The 20,556-nt window shown below is 35.7% G+C and carries 13 protein-coding genes and 1 tRNA gene; 3 read left to right on the forward strand and 11 right to left on the reverse strand.

Annotation, left to right across the window (positions count from 1 at the left end; translation table 11 throughout):
• Positions 1-49: 49 nt before the first annotated feature.
• Entirely contained in the window at positions 50-1,327 is a 1,278-nt protein-coding gene (locus H4O20_RS00580) for an NAD(P)/FAD-dependent oxidoreductase (RefSeq protein WP_185097934.1), read from the forward strand.
• 2 nt (positions 1,328-1,329) lie between these two features.
• On the opposite strand, the gene H4O20_RS00585 is transcribed toward H4O20_RS00580, so the two are convergent.
• From H4O20_RS00585 to H4O20_RS00625, 9 genes are all read right to left on the reverse strand, one after another.
• Positions 1,330-1,929 (reverse strand): hypothetical protein, encoded by a 600-nt coding sequence (locus H4O20_RS00585; protein ID WP_185097935.1) that lies wholly within the window; start codon positions 1,927-1,929, stop codon positions 1,330-1,332.
• 209 nt (positions 1,930-2,138) lie between these two features.
• Entirely contained in the window at positions 2,139-4,454 is a 2,316-nt protein-coding gene (locus H4O20_RS00590; protein WP_185097936.1) for a GEVED domain-containing protein, read from the reverse strand.
• Between the two features lie 1,067 nt (positions 4,455-5,521).
• A complete protein-coding gene (locus tag H4O20_RS00595) occupies positions 5,522-8,374 on the reverse strand; it encodes a type I restriction endonuclease subunit R (RefSeq protein WP_185097937.1) in 2,853 nt (950 codons plus the stop codon).
• Positions 8,375-8,378: 4 nt separating this feature from the next.
• Entirely contained in the window at positions 8,379-9,296 is a 918-nt protein-coding gene (locus tag H4O20_RS00600) for an Abi family protein (RefSeq protein ID WP_185097938.1), read from the reverse strand.
• Between the two features lie 192 nt (positions 9,297-9,488).
• A complete protein-coding gene (locus tag H4O20_RS00605) occupies positions 9,489-10,685 on the reverse strand; it encodes a restriction endonuclease subunit S (protein ID WP_185097939.1) in 1,197 nt (398 codons plus the stop codon).
• Position 10,686: 1 nt separating this feature from the next.
• Complete coding sequence (locus H4O20_RS00610; protein WP_185097940.1) at positions 10,687-12,300, reverse strand: type I restriction-modification system subunit M; 1,614 nt, start codon at positions 12,298-12,300, stop codon at positions 10,687-10,689.
• Between the two features lie 254 nt (positions 12,301-12,554).
• The gene (locus H4O20_RS00615; RefSeq protein ID WP_185097941.1) at positions 12,555-13,244 is read right to left on the reverse strand and encodes a nucleotidyl transferase AbiEii/AbiGii toxin family protein; all 690 of its coding nucleotides are present in this window, start codon (positions 13,242-13,244) and stop codon (positions 12,555-12,557) included.
• Position 13,245: 1 nt separating this feature from the next.
• Positions 13,246-13,758 (reverse strand): hypothetical protein, encoded by a 513-nt coding sequence (locus H4O20_RS00620; protein ID WP_185097942.1) that lies wholly within the window; start codon positions 13,756-13,758, stop codon positions 13,246-13,248.
• Positions 13,759-14,451: 693 nt separating this feature from the next.
• Positions 14,452-14,524, reverse strand: a tRNA-Gln gene (locus tag H4O20_RS00625).
• 196 nt (positions 14,525-14,720) lie between these two features.
• Between H4O20_RS00625 and H4O20_RS00630 the strand changes: the two genes are divergently transcribed.
• The gene (locus H4O20_RS00630) at positions 14,721-18,044 is read left to right on the forward strand and encodes a DUF2723 domain-containing protein (RefSeq protein WP_185097943.1); all 3,324 of its coding nucleotides are present in this window, start codon (positions 14,721-14,723) and stop codon (positions 18,042-18,044) included.
• 123 nt (positions 18,045-18,167) lie between these two features.
• Positions 18,168-18,809 carry a polysaccharide deacetylase family protein gene (locus H4O20_RS00635; RefSeq protein ID WP_185097944.1) on the forward strand — a complete coding sequence of 214 codons (642 nt, stop codon included), beginning with the start codon at positions 18,168-18,170 and terminating at the stop codon, positions 18,807-18,809.
• A 31-nt stretch (positions 18,810-18,840) separates the two neighbouring features.
• On the opposite strand, the gene H4O20_RS00640 is transcribed toward H4O20_RS00635, so the two are convergent.
• Entirely contained in the window at positions 18,841-19,137 is a 297-nt protein-coding gene (locus H4O20_RS00640) for a co-chaperone YbbN (RefSeq protein WP_139856137.1), read from the reverse strand.
• A gap of 138 nt (positions 19,138-19,275) precedes the next feature.
• Positions 19,276-20,529 (reverse strand): metallophosphoesterase, encoded by a 1,254-nt coding sequence (locus tag H4O20_RS00645; RefSeq protein ID WP_185097945.1) that lies wholly within the window; start codon positions 20,527-20,529, stop codon positions 19,276-19,278.
• Positions 20,530-20,556 lie beyond the last annotated feature (27 nt).

A 20,556-nucleotide genomic window follows, 5' to 3' on the forward strand; every position in this document is an offset into this window, starting at 1 on the left:
ACTTTCCACTGCAAATTTATATTTTTTTAACAATCTATTTCTTAATTATATGAATGATATTAATGTTGATGTGTTAATAATTGGAGCTGGTCCTTCGGGGTGCGTGGCTGCTGCTTATTTAAACAACAATGGAATAAGCTGCAAAGTAGTTGAAAAAAATATCTTTCCACGTTTTGTGATAGGCGAAAGTCTATTACCGCGTTGTATGGATCATTTTGAAGAGACTGGGCTATTAGATTGTTTGATGGCACAAGGATTTGAAATAAAATCTGGAGCTCGATTTTTAAAAAACAACATTGTTTGTAATTTCGATTTTAGCAAAAAACACACTCCTGGTTGGGATTACACCTGGCAAGTCCCTCGTGCTGATTTTGATAACACACTGGCTAAAGAAATAGTGAAGAAAGGCGTAGATGTTTCGTTTGGGCATGAAGTTGTCAATGTGCAATTCAATACTAACGATGAGGATATTAATTTGACTCAAGGGGTGGGAAGCTCTACCACAACTGTAAAAGATGAAAATGGAAAAGAATATAAAATAAATGCCAAGTTTATAATTGATAGTAGTGGCTACGGAAGAGTTTTACCTCGATTATTAGATTTAGACAAACCTTCTTCTCTTGATGCTAATTCAGCAATATTCACTCACGTTAAGGAAAATAGAAGACCTGAAGGGGTAGAAGGAACTATTATAACCTTTGACGTTGTAAGAGATGATGTTTGGCTTTGGGTGATTCCTTTTTCAAACGGTGTTACTAGTATTGGTTTTGTAGGACCAACCTCGTTTATAGAATCCTACAAAGGCACAAATGCAGACAAAATGAAGGAAATGCTAAAAATTTCCGGTTACTATTACGATAGACTAAAAGATGAAGAATTTTTATTTGAACCTTATACAATTAAAAATTACTCTAAGGCTGTAAAACAACTTTACGGAAAGGGCTATGCTCTTACCGGCAATAGCGCCGAATTTTTAGACCCGGTATTCTCTTCGGGAGTAACTTTCGCAACCGAATCTGGATTAAAATCGGCCAAACTAATAACCAAAGAATTAAAAGGTGAACAAGTAGATTGGGAAACAGAGTACACAGGGTATATAATGAGAGGTGTAGATGTATTTAGAACCTATGTAAAAGAATGGTACACAGGGAATCTTCAGAAAATATTTTTTCACCGACCAGAAAATCCTGTTATTAAAGAACAAATTTGCGCTGTACTTGCAGGTTATGTTTGGGATGAAACCAATCCTTTTGTAAAAAACCACAACCGTTTGGTTAAAACGGTTGCTAAGGTTATTGATATGGAAAATCAGCGATTAAGCGAGTAAAGTTATTTTGCTTTCTTTTTTATGTTGTAAGCAACTTCCTTAGCTAGTTTGGCATAAGCTTCAGAAATTCTGTATCCAGAATCGAAGTCGTAACCCATAGCGCCACTCCCTTCTACTTTGGTGTAATTGGCAGACCATAGTACTTCGGAGGGGTTACTTGTTTTATAAACCGAAACCGTAGCTTCAAGCTTAGCGTTTTTTCTAACTATCCCAACGTTGTATCCTGCCCACATCATTGTGGAATGTATTTTCATTGTGTATTCGGCATCTATATCTTTGGCTACGCGTACCTCACCATCAAAACGCTTGTTAAAAGATTCGATAAACTTTGGCTCATATCTTTCTTCCCTATCTGCAAACCAAGATTTTTTAAATTCCTCTCCAGCTCCAGCCTCCTTATTTTCACGTTTTTCCATTTTATCCTTTAAAAACGCTTCTTCCGAATCGTATTTTGGAATCTGAACTCCAGTGTAATCAAACTCCAAGTTATAGACTGCAATACCCTTAAGGTTCTTGAAATCCCCTTCTATCACCTTTACTTTCTGTGAAAACATAACTGTAGAACTCAGTAAGATTGAAAGGATTAAAACTATTTTTTTCATAATTAAAGTGTGTTAGTTAAATACATCTTTTAAAGATAGTTATCATCTTCTAATAAATTATTTAAATCGTTAAAATAATATCGAGACGTATTTACCGTATAGACTTAGCAAATTTTTGTTTGCTAAATATCTACTTCAAATAAACTAAAGAATAAAAAAAGCTGCCTCCTAATAGGAGGCAGCTTGAATTGAATTTAACTAAAAATTAATTACTGCTTTATAACTTTGAAGTTTTCTGTTAATCCGCCTTCAAAAGTAACACGGAATAAGAAAGTTCCAGTTGATAATGCAGAAACATCAACCTTACCGTTAGATACGTTTACGCTGCTCATTACTTCTTGACCCAATAAGTTGTACACTGAAATTGACTCAATGCTTAAGTTTGAAGCAATGTTAAGTTCATTTTGCATTGGGTTAGGGAAGTACGAAAAGTTAACTGATGAAAAATCATTCACACCTGCAGTACTGTCTACTGTTAGGGTATAATCTTCAGTTTCTCCGTATCCTTGAGTTTCATCACAAGACATATCCCAAGTAGCTGTAGTTTGTCCTACTGCTGCCACACGAACTCTCATTCTGTAATCTCCATCTGCAAGACCAGCTGGTATCGCTAATTCACCAGTTAAAGCTTCGTCAGATCCAGTTCCGATATAGAAAAACTCAGACTCCTCAAAAGTTTCGCTGTTGTCAAAATCGATCCATACAGATACAGACTCACTTGCCCATCCATTTCCTACACTTACCGAAATTGGGTACGTTTCACCTGCTGCAACAGTTCCAGACATAGCAGTATAATCGCCATATCCATCAGGGCTACAAGTAGTAGTATTGTCTATTTCTTGGAAAGTTACATTAGTAATCATATCGTTATCTGTACAATCTAATACAGGGATACAGTAACCTCCACCACCAGTACCAGCTCCTACAGTGAATTTATAATCTTCAAATTCTCCGTAACTAAATCCAGTTTCACAAGGATCAACATCTCCATTTGGATCTAACCAATGGCTAGCAATACGCATACGAGTATCTCCTTCTAAAGCATCAGCAGGCACTGTAAATGACCCAGAATGTGAGTTCTCATATGAAGTAGAGTTGTAAACTACTTCAGTAGTAGTATCAAAAACACCATCTTGATTCCAGTCTACCCAAATTCTAAATCCAGCAGTTCCACCTTCCACATCAACAGCAAATTCAACTTCACCACCAAGCTCTTGAGCTACAGTATGTGTATCATAGAAATCTCCATATCCGGCAGGTGAGAAACCAGACGCCATATTTGAAACATTCTCAGAACCTCCAGTCGTACTAAAGTTGTCTATAAAACGAGTATCGTTTGTTCCTTCAGGTATACAGTAAGTAATTGTTCCACCACCAGTGTCACAATTTAAGTCGCTAAATGTAGCTTCTTCACCACCTGGAAGAACGCCGTCTAAAATTTCGTTCCCATCAGTTAAAATGGTGTATGCTGGAGTATTATCTCCAAACGTACCAATAGAGTTAATATAGAACTCTAGCGGCCCCTCAGCATTTGTTGTTTGCTCGTCGTAGTAGCCTTGACCGTAGCCGCCTCCAGACAGCAATACAGCACCACCAGCTTCTCTTAACTCCCATTCAACTTCATCACCAAATCCAGTACCCTGAACGATAACTGTCCATTCGCAACCACCGCCACCACCAGCTTCTTCACCGTGAATTTGGAATGGCACTCCTTGTGGTGTACTAGTTCCTGAATCCAACCAAGGACCCCATCCTGTTGAAGATTTTTGAAGGGCGTCTCCTGTTGAATCAGCACCTAAAACCACTACCGGCGGCTGCCAAGGTCCAGACCCTCCGGTACCATCAAATGAATATTCTAACCAGTATGTACCAGCACTTAAAGTAAGACCTGTAATAGCAGCATTTACTTTTTGAATCATTCTTTGTCTACCTCCTTGGTCATCCTCCGCAACTCTAAATGTATTAATATCTTCTACAGAAGTGAACACATTAGTTGTTTGGTCTCCCCAAACTATAGTAGAAGCTGCATCACTTGGGTCTCCATCCCAGATTGTTACATACATTGCATTAATACTAGTGGAGGTAGCACCTGTTTGGTATGCATACCCAGTAATTTCAGTGATTTCAGTTTCAGCAAGTAATTCAAAATCATCTGCAAAACCAAATCCAGCTGCGTTTGAAACGTTTCCACCAAGGGTGTTCATTCCTAATGTAATAGATTCTAAAACACTCAAATCTGGAGTTCCAGCTACATTTACAAGAGGTCCGTTATCGTAGACAACCGTCGCTTGAGTACGTGGGTAAGAAGATGTTGACGCGTTTTGGAAAGTAAACGTATTTGGATCTACTCCATTAACGATAACTTCTCCTACACCATTAGTTCGTTCATTAAAATTAGTCCAACTTGAATTAGCTTTAGAGCTACTCAAATTTGTTTGCGCCTCGCTATTCGGAACTGCGCCGAAAAACAACATGGTAGACATAAGCCATGTTCCGCATAAATACTTTGGTATTTTTTTCATCATAATTAAAAGATTTGGGATTAATAATTAAGTTATTATAAGAAGTAAGCACGGCTTACCATTTTTTATTTGTGTAACACATTACAGCAATCAAAACTTAACTCATATAGTTATAACATTTTACAACTAAATAGCATTCGATACATTTTTGGAATGGAGTCTTTGGAAATTACATCTACCGCCGTTGTACGTTTTGCAAGTTTGTTAATTCTGTGATTTACAATTTTAGCAAGACGATTTAGACTTCCTTAATTTAATAGCACAAAAATTGATTTAATGTGTTTTTAAATTAAGGTTTTAAGGAATTAATAAAAGCTAAAATTTTTTGCTTTGAAGAAAGAGCAGGGGATGTAAGAATAGCAGCGAATAAGTAATTTACTTTCATAATTCGAGGTTAATTAATGTTAATTCCTTTCAAACTTAGGAATAAATTATGATAAAAACCAATTCTTTTAAAATCTTTTTTAAAAAATAAAATCCTCTTAATAAAAACGCTCTAAGCCATAGTAAAATCAAGCTTTTTCAGTAACTACCTGTCAATCAGAAACATCCAATTTTACGATGTTTTTCCACTTAAAATGAACTGTCTAATTTTCATTATTTTTATAATAATAAACACACATATATTTCATTATTAATCATTTAACATAATTAACTAGGTTTCATTTATTTATTTCTTAAATACTTGATATTTTAACCTTTGACAAACCGTTAAATAGTCTAAAGCAAGTTTTATTTGGAAAAGGTTTTATAGAGGAGTTGAATAAGACTAAAAAATTAGAAATCAGGATGGCTTAAATGAGGATTAATTATTTAAAGCGTTTATTGGAACTTGAATGGGCAATGTTGGAAGTGTTTAAAGGAATTCTGATGAGGTCATTAGCGAACTCAAGATTCTATTTGTAGAATATTTATAAAAATTAGTACTGATTAAATATATAAATTGATATTAAAAGAAAGTTCTTGATATTGATGGTTTAAGGCCAATAACAGTAGCTTGAATTAGCAAATAAAATCGCTTAACCCCTTATTAATAAAGGACTAGGTAAGATGGTAAGGTGATTTTTGTTTTAACCATCCATCCCATTAATGAATGTCTCCACAAACTCCACTACCTTGTTTAGAAGTCTATCGCCAATAGATTTTCTTTTTAATACAGATGGTTTATCACCATCAATTAAATCAAGGAGTTCATCACGCAAAGGCTCGCGTTCGGCGTAGAGATAGTCCTCTATTAGTTTTTGGGTTTTTTCGGAAGATAGATGCTCTTCTTTTACAAAAGCTTCAAAGGCTTTTTGTTGCTCCTCTGTCCAGAACTTATCAAACTCTTGTGGAATGGTATCTGAATCCTCTATGACAGGTAAATTCTCCTGAATAAACTTTTCAATTAATTCGCGCTTACTTCTTAGATTTGCTTCACCTGTTAAAAGATCCACGACTTCTTTTTTCTTTGCTTCTTGTTCTTCTTTATTGGCGCCTTTCATATCTGCCAACAACTTCAATATATAAGAAACATTGATGTCGTCACGGTGAATTAGTTCCAATTCAAAATCTACATCTTCAAGAATAGAAACTTTTTCTTTGCTATGATCCTGTTTTACCTTCTGCCATAAATCCAAATACTTACTTCGGAAATCATTGAACAGCTGCTCTTCCATTTCTAAGTCTGCCCAATCGAAATTAGCAAAAGTGGTCATTGTATTTTTTAAGCGCATTAACTCTCTAAACGCTTTAATAAACTCCAATTCATCTTCTTCGCTTACAAGATCGTTTACACTATTAACCGTTGGCGTGATTTCAAGTAGCTTGTTATAAGCTTCATTAAACTTCTCGGCATAATCCTCATAGGGTTCCATAATAATCACCTCAATAGCTTCCTTATTACTAAAGAGTGTGATGGCCTGGTCTGTAACTTGCTTTAGGTTTCGGAAAACAACGATGTTTCCTTGTGATTTTAACTCGTTGATAATTCTATTGGTACGAGAATAAGCTTGTATTAACCCGTGATACTTTAGGTTTTTATCTACGTATAAAGTATTTAAGGTTGGGCTGTCAAATCCAGTAAGGAACATATTTACTACCAGTAGAATATCAATTTTACGCTCTTTTACTTTTTTTGAAATATCGTTGTAATAATTGTAAAAAGACTGGCTGTTTTTAGTTGTGAAATTGGAACCAAACATTTGGTTATAATGCCCAATATAACTTTCGAGCTTATCTCTTTTATGCAGGTTTAAACCATACATTCCTTCAGGTTCTGCAGCCATTGCCATTTCGTCTGGAATATAGCCATTGGCGTCGGCATCTTCCTCGTTGGCTACATAACTAAAAATGGTTGCAATTTTAAGATTGTGCTTTCCTTCTTCTTTCTTTCGTTGAAAAATATCGTAGTAGTCTACCAGCATATCTGTACTACTAACACAAAACAGCGCTGTAAATTCTCGCGCGTGCGTTTTGCGATCGTGATTTGCAATAATGTAATCTACTATCTTCTCTAGACGTTTTGGAGATTCCATCAACTCCTTGCGATCGATGTCTTCTACTTCAATGTCTATTTCCGTGGCACTCTCTTTTTTCTTGTATCTACCTACATATTCTACTGAAAACTTTAAAACGTTTTCATCTTTTATAGCATCGGTAATTACGTATTTATGAAGGCACTCGCCAAAAAGTTCTTTGGTGGTTCTTTTTCCTAATTCATTTTTTACAGCATTATCTGCAAAAATTGGAGTGCCCGTAAAACCAAACATTTGGTGATCGTTAAAGAAAGCTTTTATGCGGTTATGAGTTTCGCCAAACTGACTGCGATGGCATTCATCAAAAATAAACACAATGCGTTCATCCTTCAATTTTTCCATCTTGGCCAGATACTTCTTTTTGCTGATAGCAGTATTTAGTTTCTGAATAGTAGTGACAATTAACCGTGTATCATCACTAAATTGCTTTACTAAGGCTTTGGTATCATCGGTGCCATCTACACTACCTTTGGAAAAGCTGTTGAACTCTTTTATGGTTTGATAATCTAGGTCTTTTCTATCAACCACAAACACCACTTTTTTCACCTGTGGTAGTTTCATAATTATCTGACTTGCCTTAAAAGAAGTCAATGTTTTTCCCGAGCCTGTAGTATGCCAGATATAGCCATTGTGATTACTATTCTGAACTTTATCAATAATACTTTCCACCGCGTAATACTGATATGGCCTTAGCACCATAAGTATTTTATGGGTTTCGTTTAGCACGATGTACTTACAGATCATCTTAGAAACGTGGCAGGGCTCTAAAAACTCACTGGTAAAACCGTTAAGAATATTGGTTAATCTATTGTTTTCCTTATCGGCCCAATAGAAGGTCTGTTTAAAGGATTGGTTTCTATTATTAGCGTAATATTTAGTGTTTACACCATTGCTGATTACAAAGATTTGCACGTACTGGAACAATGCCGACTTTGAGCCAAATGAATGCCGCTGGTAGCGGTTAATTTGGTTAAAGGCTTCTTTCATTTCAAGACCTCTACGCTTTAGTTCTATCTGCACTAAAGGCAAACCATTTATTAATAGCGTAACATCGTATCTGTTCTTGTAATCGCCTTCCATAGTAACCTGTTGGGTAACTTGGTATTCGTTTTGACACCAATGTTCAGTGTTTAGAAACTCAAAATAAAGGTTATCGCCATTGTCGCGGACAATGTGTTGCTTCTCGCGAAGGGTTTTTGCTTTTTCGAATACAGAACCTTTGCTTAGAATGTTGAGTATACGGGCAAATTCATTATTTGTAAAAGTAGTTTTGTTGTGCTTTTCTAATTGGATTTTTAGATTGGCCAATAATGCAGCTTCATCAGGAATGCTGACTTTGGTGTAGCCGATGGTTGATAGCTGTGCTACCAATTGATTTTCTAATACTTGTTCTGCTTGTGTACTCATATCTTTATTTCCAAAGTGGTTCTTTTTGCCATTGTGGTTTTATTCCTAAAGCATTGGGATCTACATTGGGGTATTTTTTGAATAATTCGTTTAATTGAGTTGAAAAGCCATTCTTAGGTTGAATTGTATTTAATAAATACTGCATTAAACATATATGTATATATAACCTAGAAAATTCATGCTGTCGAGGTACATTCTCTTTTTCATTAATCCAAGGATTTGGAGGTTTAGGAAGTAGTTTTACAGTAGCTGGTAAATTTCTATTCCATAAGCGTGAATGATGCGCACAAAAATTTCTTATTTGGGCAATTGATTGCAGCCAACTTGGTAAGTAAGTGTGGTTTACAGCACCAAATTCTTTGGCAATTGTATCTTTTGCTTTTATAGTATGTTTTAAATTACCATATAGTTTTGATAAGTTGCCGAAACTCACTTGCTCTAAACTTTTCCAAGCTGGTGGAAACCTAAAATCATTTTTATATTTTTTAAAATGACTTTTGATGGTAACATCTTTGCTTCTTGCTCTTGTAATCTCTTCTTCTATTTTAGCAAGCGTTTTAGAAAATTGTAAACGATCATTAAAAATCTCTGAATTGCAAAACCACCAAGGATCAATCTCATGCGATAAATGATAAATTAGTTTGGTGCGTAAACTAATTTCAATTTTTTCAATTACGCCAAATAATAATAAGCGCAATTCTGCATCAAAATTATACAAAGCAATTACATCTTTAAACTTACTGTTTGGCTTGAAGGTATGCTCTTCTTTATTCTCTTGCATTACATACCAATATTCTCCTAAACGGTAATAGCTAATGTTGGCCAAATACTTTGCAGCGATTATGTAATTTGGAATTTCTAAACCACGTTTTTGAAGTTGGTTTATTTGCTCCTCTATGGTGAATGCCTTTTTGCTAAACATAGAAAGGTAGTATTAAAAACAGCAAAAAAGGAAGGGTATATAAAGCAAAAGACACACCCTGGGACGCTGTTCTTATGGGTAGCGTGGTGTGTACTGTTGGTACAAATATACAAACTATATGGGATATATGACTATGTTTTAACATATTTTACTGCAATTTATTACCGTTAGTATTTACTGCAAATTATTGTATCACACAAACATCTGCTGCAACAACCCTTTTTTATAGGTTTTCGTTTTTTCTATCTGCTTATCTACCAATTCAATTTTTTTATCAATAGCGGATAAAAAATTGGCGATTTTGGTTTGTTCTTTTAAACATGGAAAAGAAATTTTAATTTTTGAATATGCTGAAATCCAAAACCTTTTATGTTCATCACCTTTTGGGTAATTTATCATTTGCATAACATTGTAAAGAAACCTTATATCAGATATCTCAGGATTATTTTTTAAAATTTTCATTGCGGATGATTTTACTTTAAAAGGAAAAGCAACAAATTGGGTAGCCATTGTAAAATCATCAAAAATAATAACAGGAAATGATTGATAAATATTTTCAGTTTCGTTTGTATAGCCTAAAATGAATGATTTTCCAGCGGTTAAAACTGGAGTTTTATATTTATCATTATATTCGGTTGAGTTAACAATGTACTTTGTAGGCTGTTCATAATCCAATAATGTTCCCAACTTCTTCTTCTCCCAATCAGGAAAATCCTTGCCTTCATCATCCACTTCGGCTCCGCTCAGTGCTGGCCTAAATCGCAACTCCTGCTTAAATAGCTGCTGCGTCAGGCCTTTTTTATACTCCTCCAACAGGCTTTTCTTTTTTTCTAAGCTTTGCAGGCGGTTGTCTATGGCCGTTAGGAATGTGGCTATTTTTTGTTGTTCTTTTAAACCTGGATATGAAATCTTCGTTTTATGCAATTCCTTGCCAGATATCCCTTGAACGGTTGTGCCTATAGCTTTTTTATTTATAGCTTTTTGAAAAACAGATGAAAGCATATAGTACAGTAAATATGAGTTGGTAAGATTATCATTTCCTCTGAATTTAATCACTCTTTGAGCTAGAGCTATGTTTTCCAAATTAACCTGAGCTACATTACCCATTGGTGCTTCAGTTGTAAATAACACATCACCAATCCTTGGCCTGCCTTTACTCATTACTGTCGAGTAATCTATCTTGTCTACATATTCTTTCGAACAATTATAATCGATAAATCCTTTCTTAATATTTTTAGCTGTAACCAAAAAATGACCTTGTTCAGACTTTTGAGGTGCCCTTCCTCTATAATCTACATAAGAGGTAACATTATTTAAATGTGATCTTTCCCAATCCTCTTTAAACTCCGGAAATCTCAATTCTGGCACTAATCGTTTTTCGTTCTGCATCTTAAAAAGGAGTTTTAATATTCAATTCGGCACAGAATGAAGCGATAAGGGCGTCAGTTTCTTTTAAATTAGCATCTAAAGCCTGTATTTCTTCGGCTACAGCTTTAATATCCACAGGTTCTTCTTCTTCAAAGGTATCTACATAGCGTGGAATGTTTAAGTTGTAGTCATTCTCAGCTACTTCATCTAAAGAGGCTACATAACTGTATTTATCTTCGCTCGTACGATTGCGGTAGGTGTTGACTATTTTTTCTATATCGCTGTCACGCAACATATTTTGGGTTTTCACCTTCTCGTAATGTTCGCTGGCATCGATAAACAGTATATCGTCTGGGTTTTCTTTACACTTTTTAAACACCAAAATACAGGTAGGAATACTGGTGCCGTAGAATATGTTTGCTGGTAAGCCAATTACCGCATCCAAATAGTTTTTCTCTTTGATAAGGTATTCCCGAATAAGTCCTTCGGCTCCACCTCTAAATAACGCGCCGTGCGGCAACACTACTGCCATTTGTCCATTTTCGGCAAGCTGATATATCATATGTTGCACAAAGGCGAAATCGGCCTTGCTCTTGGGTGCGAGTTTGCCGTATTGGCTAAATCTGTCATCACTCATAAAAAGCTGGTTGGCACTCCAATTAGCAGAAAAAGGAGGATTTGCAACAATGGCTTCAAAACGGAGATCTAAATGCTGTGGATGCTCTAAGGTGTCTTCTTGTTTAATATCAAAATCACGATAATGCACGCCGTGCAAGATCATATTCATTCGCGCCAAGTTGTAGGTGGTGCGGTTAAGTTCTTGTCCGTAAAAGTTGGTTACTTCTTCCACTTCCTTCGCAACCCGCAAGAGCAATGAGCCACTACCACAGGTTGGGTCATACACAGATCTAAGTTTGGTTTTTCCTGTTGTAACCAACTTTGCTAAAACCATACTCACTTCTTGGGGCGTGTAAAATTCGCCTGCCTTTTTACCTGCACCACTGGCAAATTTGCCAATAAGATATTCATAAGCATCGCCAAGAACATCAAGTTCAGTTTGCTCTAATTTAAAATCTATTTTATCTAAATGAGCTAGAACTTTAGCAATAATTTCATTTCGGGCTTCTGGTGTTTTCCCTAGCTTGGTAGAGTTTAGATCCATATCCTCAAAGAGGTTGTCGAAATCTTCTTCACTCTCCGTTCCCATCGTACTGTTTTGTACGTTGTTTAAGATTTTCTGTAAATCTTCGAGTATAAAGTTATGCTTGGTGTTGTAGCTATGAACTTCTTCGGCAGCTAAATCTAAAGCAATTTCCTCATTGTGATTCCCACGTTTGGCCACTGCGCTAAACAGTTCTGAAGGTTTTAAAAAGTAGCCTAGTTTTTCCAAAGCTTCTTCTCGAATGGCTGCAATATATTCCTTGCCATTTTCAGAATTTTCGTCTATATCAGTGAACACTAAACCGTCTGGTTTTAAAATAGTGTTCGCATAAATCTCCATGCGTTCGGATAAATACTTGTAGAAAATAAACCCTAAAATATAATCGCGGAACTCATCGGCGTTCATTTTACCTCTAAGGGTGTTGGCAATATTCCAAAGTTGTTGTTCGAGTTGTTTTTTATGATCTTCAGACATTAGGTAGCTACTTTTTTGAAAAAAAACTAAAAATATGATTTTAATCTGACTTGACAAAAGCTTTAATAATGGCTATATCTATCGATTGCTTTTTTACTGTTAAGCACGTTTGATAGCATGACTACACCTTGCTCTGTAAAGGCAAATGGAAAAATAAAAGTAGTTTTTAACACTTTAATATTGATACGGTTTTCCGTAAGAAAATTTTAATTTCAAGTTTATTCTTGAAAACCTAAAATTCTTATGTAAATGAATTAAGGTTTCAAGCAAAAATCGATTTTTTCCATTATCATTTGAAACCTTTCTTCTTGGGTCTCATAAAAAAGATTTGCAAGCATAGCCTCTTGAAGCTTTGGACTATTTTTTATAGATTTTAACTGTTCCAAAAGGAATGTTTTTACTTCTCCTTTTTCGTCACACACTATCTCGTGCCAATCTGTACGATTGTCTAAAATATAGGTTATATCTTCAAAATCGTGACTAAATCGAGGATCGGAACCACCACGATCTAAATGTGCTGTAAATTTACTTGCTAAAAAATAACTCAATGGCATTATTTGAATGGTTAAACCATCAATATCTACTTGTTGTAAATTATCAAAGCCACCTTCAAACCAAGGATTAGCTGGTGCCCAACCTACAGGTTTTGTTGCCATAACATCAACCAAAACATCATCAAATTTAAAGCGACATATAACATCTAAATCGGCAGTTTGTTTAAAACCTCTTTTAGATAGTTCTTCCCTTATTTCTTCTAAATGAGCTACGGAAGCTACTTTTATACTAATATCAATATCCTTTGTAGGACGTACATCATCTGCTGCTGGGTCATTAATGTATAGACTTACTGTTGCTCCTCCTACATAAATTACTTGACTATTTAGGTCTCCTAGAGCTTTAGCAACCTTTTGGATAACTTTTCTATTTATGATAGTATTTTTCATACTAATTAAGTCTCTCTTTTAATTCATCCATAGCCATTTTCTGTTCTCTTACATTACCTAAACGTATAGCGTCTAATAAAGCTAATAATTCATAAAGTTTTACATCCTTTAAACAAGCCTTTGGAACATTTGGATGTAATGGTTCAACAGAAAAACCTCTTTGACTCCCTTCGCTATATGGCCAAACAAAATTTTGGTTACTTTGAATCTTATTTATCAAAGGCATAGCACTATGAGCCGTAACGATACCTCTTACCATTGCTCCAGGCTTTTGAGGATACACATACTTGAGGCCAAAAAACACAAATTCTTGAACTGCTGACATTAGTACTCTTTTCTTATTACTTGCGATTAAACCTGCCATCACACTTCTGTTTAATGACTCGCTTACTTCACTTTGACTTATATAAAGTTCATTAGCTATATCTTTCATATACCATTGTTCCTTTCCTTTGGCTATAATTTTCAATAATATAACTATGTCGTGAGGGCGCATTCCGCTATGTTTTTTCATTACTTGTACATTTGTAATTCGCGATTCGCGATATGCGAATTTACTAAATTTTTATTTGGTTTCAATTACAAGATAGTTATTGTGCTTTTCTCTGTGAATTAAACCTACTTCTACAAATTTGGTGATGTAGCCTTCTGAAGTTTTATGTGAAATGTTTTATTTGCAATATAAATCATAAAAAGAGAAGAATAAAACCTAAAAACGGATCATTCTCAAAAGTTGTGTGTGAATTGAAATATTCAATAAATAGCCTAAAATAAAAAAGTCCCAACCTTAAAAAGATTAGGACGCCAAATGGGGAACGGCATAACCTAAAAGCTTATAGCCTTTAGGTCATGCCACCCACAGTCACATGGGCCGAAATTGAAATATTCAATAAATAGCCTAAAATAAAAAAGTCCCAACCTTAAAAAGATTAGGACGCCAAATGGGGAACGGCATAACCTAAAAGCTTATAGCCTTTAGGTCATGCCACCCACAGTCACGTGGGCCGAAATTGAAATATTCAATAAATAGCCTAAAATAAAAAAGTCCCAACCTTAAAAAGATTAGGACGCCAAATGGGGAACGGCATAACCTAAAAGCTTATAGCCTTTAGGTCATGCCACCCACAGTCACATGGGCCGAAATTGAAATATTCAATAAATAGCCTAAAATAAAAAAGTCCCAACCTTAAAAAGATCGGGACTTTTGTTGGCCCACTAGGGCTCGAACCTAGACTCTTCTGGACCAAAACCAGACGTGTTGCCAGTTACACCATGGGCCATTTCCATAATGAGGTTGCAAATTTAATACATATTTTGGCTTGTACAAACTTTTTCGAAAAAAATTTCACCTTCTTTTTTTAATTTCAATTTTTACTCCTAAAAAAATAACATAGCAATTTGAACGTTACACCATTTACCTATGTAAGCTATATATATTATTAGTAAATTCGTGCCATCAAAACTTTAAATGTACTTATGGGTCCTTTCAACTTTAAAAAATGGAACAATATCACAGGTTGGATTGTTTTTGCTATAGCGCTTACTACTTACTGGCTTACAGTAGAACCTACAGCAAGCTTTTGGGATGCTGGCGAATATATTACCACTTCAAGTAACCTTGAGGTAGGTCACCCTCCAGGTGCTCCATTATACCAATTACTTGGGGCATTTTTCTCAATATTCGCACCAGATGCCACATATATCGCACTTACCATTAACCTAATGTCGGTATTCTCAAGTGCATTTACCATATTATTTATGTTTTGGTCGCTTACAATATTGATGACCAATCTAATTTCTAAAAAACAAGAAATAGAAAAAACCAACGCTTTAGCAATCTTAGGAAGTGCTGCTGTTGGTGCTTTAGCCTTTGCTTTTACAGATAGCTTCTGGTTTAACGCAGTAGAAGCCGAAGTATATGCAAGTGCGGCTTTTCTAATGTCGGTTTTGTTTTACACCGCGCTTCGTTGGGAACGCGAAATGCTTGAACCAAGAGGGAATCGATGGGTAATTCTTATTGCCTTTATTATCGGACTTTCATTTGGGGTGCACTTTATGGCGCTACTTACCATTCCTGCTATAGGTTTCTTATACTTCTTTAAGCATTACAAAACAGTTACAATCAAGAATTTTATCATTGCAAACGTAGTTACTGTAGCCATCCTACTCTTTATCTTTAAGCTATTGCTACCAATGTCTATGAAATTCTTTAGTGCTTCCGAAGTGTTTTTTGTAAACAGCGTAGGCCTTCCTTTTAACTCCGGAACCATAATAGCTGCTTTACTTTTCGTTGTAGTATTTATCTACACCTTGCGATTAACACGTAAAAAAGGTTTTGTACAACTTAATACAATTCTGCTTTGTGTGCTTTTTATCTTTATTGGATTTAGCAGCTGGTTAATGCTTCCAATCCGTGCTAATGCAGGAACAGTAATTAATGAGAACAACCCAAACAACGCCCGTGAACTCTTAGCGTATTACAATAGGGAGCAGTATCCAGAAACACATTTGTTTTATGGACCACATTTCACTGAAAGCTATGTAGGTCTAGATGAAAACAATCCGTATAAGGACGATAAGCCAAATTACGAAAAAGATGAAGCTACCGGGAAATATGTTATTGTAAACAATTACAAAAACGCAAGTCAAAACACAGATGACGCCCAAAAAGGATTTTTACCACGTATGTGGAGCACCGAACACAGCGCCAACTATATGGAGTTTACTGGCGGATTAGATTTTTCGGTTAAAGCTGAATATCTAAACGAGCCTAGATTGATTGATGAAGTAAATAAATTTAAACAAGCTCACGCTCAAGGTTTGGTTGATACCAAGGACTTCGACAAATTCCTAAAGAATTTCGGTCAGTTTTTAGATATTAAGAGGCCTACCTTTCTTCAGAATATGAAGTTTATGTTCGAATATCAATTTGGATATATGTATTGGCGCTACTTTATGTGGAATTTCACAGGTAGACAAGACGACATCCAAGGTCAGTACACCGATCTACACGGGAATTGGCTGAGTGGAATTAAGTTTATAGACGAACTCCGCTTAGGAAGCCAAGACAACTTGCCAAGCGATATAAAAAACAATAAAGCACGAAATACTTACTTTTTCCTTCCCCTTATTCTAGGAATTATAGGCTTAGTTTTTCATTTTAAAAACGATCAAAAGAGCTTTTGGGTATTATTAGTGTTCTTCCTGTTTACCGGACTTGCCCTAAAAGTTTACCTCAACGAACGACCCTTCGAACCTCGTGAAAGAGATTATGCTTTAGTGGGTAGTTTTTATGTGTTTGCAATGTGGATTGGTTATGGTGCCTATGCCCTTTTCGATCTTGCAAAGGAATATATAAAACCTAAAATTGCACTTCCGGTGGTAATGATTGCTACTGCTTTGGCAGCGCCTATATTATTGGCATCACAAAACTGGGACGATCACGATCGTAGCAACCGCTACACTGCCCAAGCAATGGGGAAAATGTACTTAGATTCCTGCGATGAAAATGGAATTGTATTTACTATTGGAGATAACGACACTTTTGCCCTTTGGTATATTCAGAATGTGGAGGGTTATCGTCAAGATGTGCGTGTGGTAAACACAAGTTTATTCCAAACGGATTGGTATATAGACGATATGAAGAAAAAAGCTTTCACCAGCGACCCAATACCCTCACAATTAACCCATCACAAATATAAAGCGGGTACTCGCGATTTCCTTATTCACCAAAGAACAAATCAAGATACTATTGACATTAAAACTTGGATGAATTTTGTTGCAAGCGACAGTCCTGCCACGCAAATGCAATTACAAAATGGTCAACAAGTGCATACATTCCCTTCAAAAGTAATTCGCATTCCTGTAGATAAGGAAGCAGTTTTAAGAAACGGAATTGTTGACGCTAAAGACGCCGATAAAATTGTTCCTTATATCGATATTAATGTAAAAGATGACGTTATCTACAAAAACCGTATGATGATGTTGGATATAATCGCAAACAACAATTGGGAGCGACCAATCTACTTTAGTGGTGGAAGCTTTGGTGACGACGATTACATCTGGATGAAAGAATACCTACAGCTTGAAGGTGTAGTGTATAAATTAGTACCAATTAAAACACCAATGAACAACCGCAACCCTTATGAAATGGGTCGTATAGACAGCGATAAGATGTACGATATCGTTATGTCTTGGGATTGGGGTAATAGCGGTAGCCCGGATATCTATCACGATACTGAAACACGGAGAAATGGTATTACCTACCGAAGTAATTTAGCGCGTCTTGCAGAAACCTTAATTAATGAAGGGAAAGAAGAAAAAGCTGAAAAAGTACTAGACCTTGGGATGGAAAAAATGCCGGTGAAGTATTTTGAATACTACTCGCTCCTGGAGCCTTTTGTTATAGGATATTACGAATTAGGTAAAAAAGAAAAAGCGCGTCAAGTATATAATGATGTTACTAAGATTTACCAAGAACATCTTATTTACTACAACGGTCTTAAGTTTAATAGACAACGCAATATTGCTTCCGATATCATAAGTGATATGGAGCGCTACAGGAGTTTAATTCAGTTTGTGATTATTTACGACGATGAAGAGTTTGCCAGGTCTGAAGCAAAAAAATTCAACGATTATTTAAAGATGTTCCGTCATTTCTATACTCCAGATGAAGCGATTGACTTAGATCGAGAAATGGAAGCTAAAGAAACTCTTGAAGTGGAATTAGATTCTAGCTTACTAGAAAATATGCAGCTGCAACCTTCTGAAGCTGTTGAAGAGGAATTGCCGGTAAACTAAATTTAAGTATTTGGTTTGTTGAAAGGAAACCTTCAACAAGAACAGACTTTAAAATTAAGAATAGCATTTATAACATTGTTTAAGCTTATTCAACTTTAAAAATTGAAATTTAAAATCGTAAAAATGCCCAGGTTTATTCAGCGGTTATACCCTGAACGGATTTGGGCATTTTCGCGTGCTAAAAATTCAGTTTACCTCACTTTTGACGACGGCCCTATTCCTGAAGTTACGCCTTGGGTGTTAAACGAACTAAAGAAACACCAAGCCAAAGCAACCTTCTTTTGTATTGGCAACAACATTCAAAAGCATCCTGAGGTTTTTAAAAATGTAATTTCTGAAGGTCATACAGTAGGGAATCACACCTACAACCATTTAAACGGATGGAAGACAAAAACTTCAAATTATATCGAAAATACCGAAAAAGCCTCTAAGCAAATACTCGATACCATAAAACAAATTAGTGGTATGGATCAGAAGTCATTTGGCTCAAAGTTATTTAGACCTCCTTATGGGAGAATAACTTCAAAACAAGCTAAAATACTTCAGAAGAAAGGCTATAAAATTGTAATGTGGGATATAATAAGTTTTGATTACGACGCTTCCATTTCAAAGGAAAAGTGTCTTCAAAATGTACTGAAAAACATAAAGCCTGGAAGTGTTGTGGTATTTCACGACAGTTTAAAAGCCGAGAAAAATCTCAGGTATACTTTACCTAAAGTATTGCGTTATATCTCTGAAAAAGGCTGGAAGTGTGCCTCACTTTAATATATAGTTACTAAAAACAAATCTTTAGCAACTAAATATATTCTTTAATAAGTCCGATAAGAGTATCGGCATCTTGTTCACCTCCTTGTCGCCATTTCATCTCTGCATCTTTATAAATCATAAATGTAGGAAGGTTTTTAACGCGTAAAGCATCAGAAAGTTCCTTGTTTTTTTCTACATCTATTTTTATGACGCGTGCATTTTCTCCTAAAGCAGTGGCTACTTCACGCAATACTGGATGCATCTTTTTAGAAGTTTCATCCCATTCTGCATAAAAGTTTAATAGCACTGGAGTGCGGCTTTCAATTAATTCTCCGAATTTCGACATTCATCTAATGTATTAGTTGAACAATGTATTACAAATATAATAAAATAACTTCCTAATGTTACGTAGCACCTGTAATGTATGCTTAGGAATAGTTTGGTGTGTTTCACTTAACCACTTTACAAGATAACAATTAATTAGTTAGGCTTCTCTTAAATTTTTACTGCTTTTAGTTTGAGTTTGACCTTTTTTAAGTTTAATCACAGTTATTTCCGGCCACATCCCCATTCTTCCTGGATAACCTAGAAATCCAAAACCTCGATTTACGTTTATATATCTTCCAAAATCTTGATAAATTCCTGCCCAATTTTCATACCTGTACTTTATTGGGCTCCATTTAAAAACTCCAGGAATATCAATACCAAACTGCATCCCATGTGTATGACCGCTGAGAGTAAGGTGAAAGTTTCGTGGGTCTTTTTTTACTTCAGATTGCCAATGTGAGGGATCGTGACTTAAAAGGATTTTAAAATCTTCTTTTGAAATTCCTTCACAAGCTTTGTCGAGATCCCCTGCTTTTTTAAAACCGTTTTCTCCCCAATTTTCAACTCCTACCAAAGCTATTTTCTGACCGTTTTTAGTAATAAATCGGTTCTCATTCAAAAGCAAATCCCAGCCCATTTCTCTTTGGCTTGATTTTAGCCTGTTAAGGTTTTCTATTTTTTCTGAAGCACTATTCCACTTTACATAATCGCCATAATCGTGATTTCCTAAAACCGAGAAAACACCGTGTGGGGCTTTTAATGTGCTAAACAACCCTTTCCAATCGTCCATTTCTTCAGCGAGATTATTTACCAAATCCCCTGTAAACACAACCATATCACTTTGCTGTTCGTTGATAAGATTAACGGCGTATTCAACCTTGTTTCTATTGCTAAAACTGCCAATGTGAACATCGCTAATTTGTGTAAGTGTAAACCCATCAAACTCATCAGGTAAGTCGTCAAATTCTAATGCGTATTTTAAAACTTTGTAATTGTACCTCCCTTGAATCATTCCATAAATTAAAGAGGCAAATGGAATAGCAGCAATTCCCAAGGCGAGTGTACTTACAAACTTTCTTCGCGAAGCCATAAATGGTGTTTCACTGCTTCCTGCTACTTTCATATAAGTACCCACAAAAAACCTCCCTATATCTTCAGCAAACATAAAAATAACGAGCAGTAATTTTGGAACAAATAGCGCAAGGAAAGCTCCAAATACATACATAGTGCTTATCCCCATGTTCTTTCCTGCTCCCATTGCCGACAGCTCATAAATTAAAGCTCCCAAAACAGCTAGTGACAGCAAAACATAAATACCGTAAACAAAGGGATTTCTAGTAAGTGTTTTCACAGCCTGAAAGGCATAAATATCAACGAGAATATAAACTGAAATAAAAATAAACCAACGCATAGTGTAGATAGAATTTTTAAAAGTAAC

Source organism: Aequorivita sp. 609, assembly GCF_014212065.1.
Taxonomy (GTDB): Bacteria; Bacteroidota; Bacteroidia; order Flavobacteriales; family Flavobacteriaceae; genus Aequorivita; species Aequorivita sinensis.

Excerpts from the sequence above, each read along its gene's own strand:
- H4O20_RS00580 (WP_185097934.1), top strand. The coding sequence starts at position 50 with ATGAATGATATTAATGTTGATGTGTTAATAATTGGAGCTGGTCCTTCG.
- H4O20_RS00585 (WP_185097935.1), bottom strand. The coding sequence starts at position 1,929 with ATGAAAAAAATAGTTTTAATCCTTTCAATCTTACTGAGTTCTACAGTT.
- H4O20_RS00590 (WP_185097936.1), bottom strand. The coding sequence starts at position 4,454 with ATGATGAAAAAAATACCAAAGTATTTATGCGGAACATGGCTTATGTCT.
- H4O20_RS00595 (WP_185097937.1), bottom strand. The coding sequence starts at position 8,374 with ATGAGTACACAAGCAGAACAAGTATTAGAAAATCAATTGGTAGCACAG.
- H4O20_RS00600 (WP_185097938.1), bottom strand. The coding sequence starts at position 9,296 with ATGTTTAGCAAAAAGGCATTCACCATAGAGGAGCAAATAAACCAACTT.
- H4O20_RS00605 (WP_185097939.1), bottom strand. The coding sequence starts at position 10,685 with ATGCAGAACGAAAAACGATTAGTGCCAGAATTGAGATTTCCGGAGTTT.
- H4O20_RS00610 (WP_185097940.1), bottom strand. The coding sequence starts at position 12,300 with ATGTCTGAAGATCATAAAAAACAACTCGAACAACAACTTTGGAATATT.
- H4O20_RS00615 (WP_185097941.1), bottom strand. The coding sequence starts at position 13,244 with ATGAAAAATACTATCATAAATAGAAAAGTTATCCAAAAGGTTGCTAAA.
- H4O20_RS00620 (WP_185097942.1), bottom strand. The coding sequence starts at position 13,758 with ATGAAAAAACATAGCGGAATGCGCCCTCACGACATAGTTATATTATTG.
- H4O20_RS00630 (WP_185097943.1), top strand. The coding sequence starts at position 14,721 with ATGGGTCCTTTCAACTTTAAAAAATGGAACAATATCACAGGTTGGATT.
- H4O20_RS00635 (WP_185097944.1), top strand. The coding sequence starts at position 18,168 with ATGCCCAGGTTTATTCAGCGGTTATACCCTGAACGGATTTGGGCATTT.
- H4O20_RS00640 (WP_139856137.1), bottom strand. The coding sequence starts at position 19,137 with ATGTCGAAATTCGGAGAATTAATTGAAAGCCGCACTCCAGTGCTATTA.
- H4O20_RS00645 (WP_185097945.1), bottom strand. The coding sequence starts at position 20,529 with ATGCGTTGGTTTATTTTTATTTCAGTTTATATTCTCGTTGATATTTAT.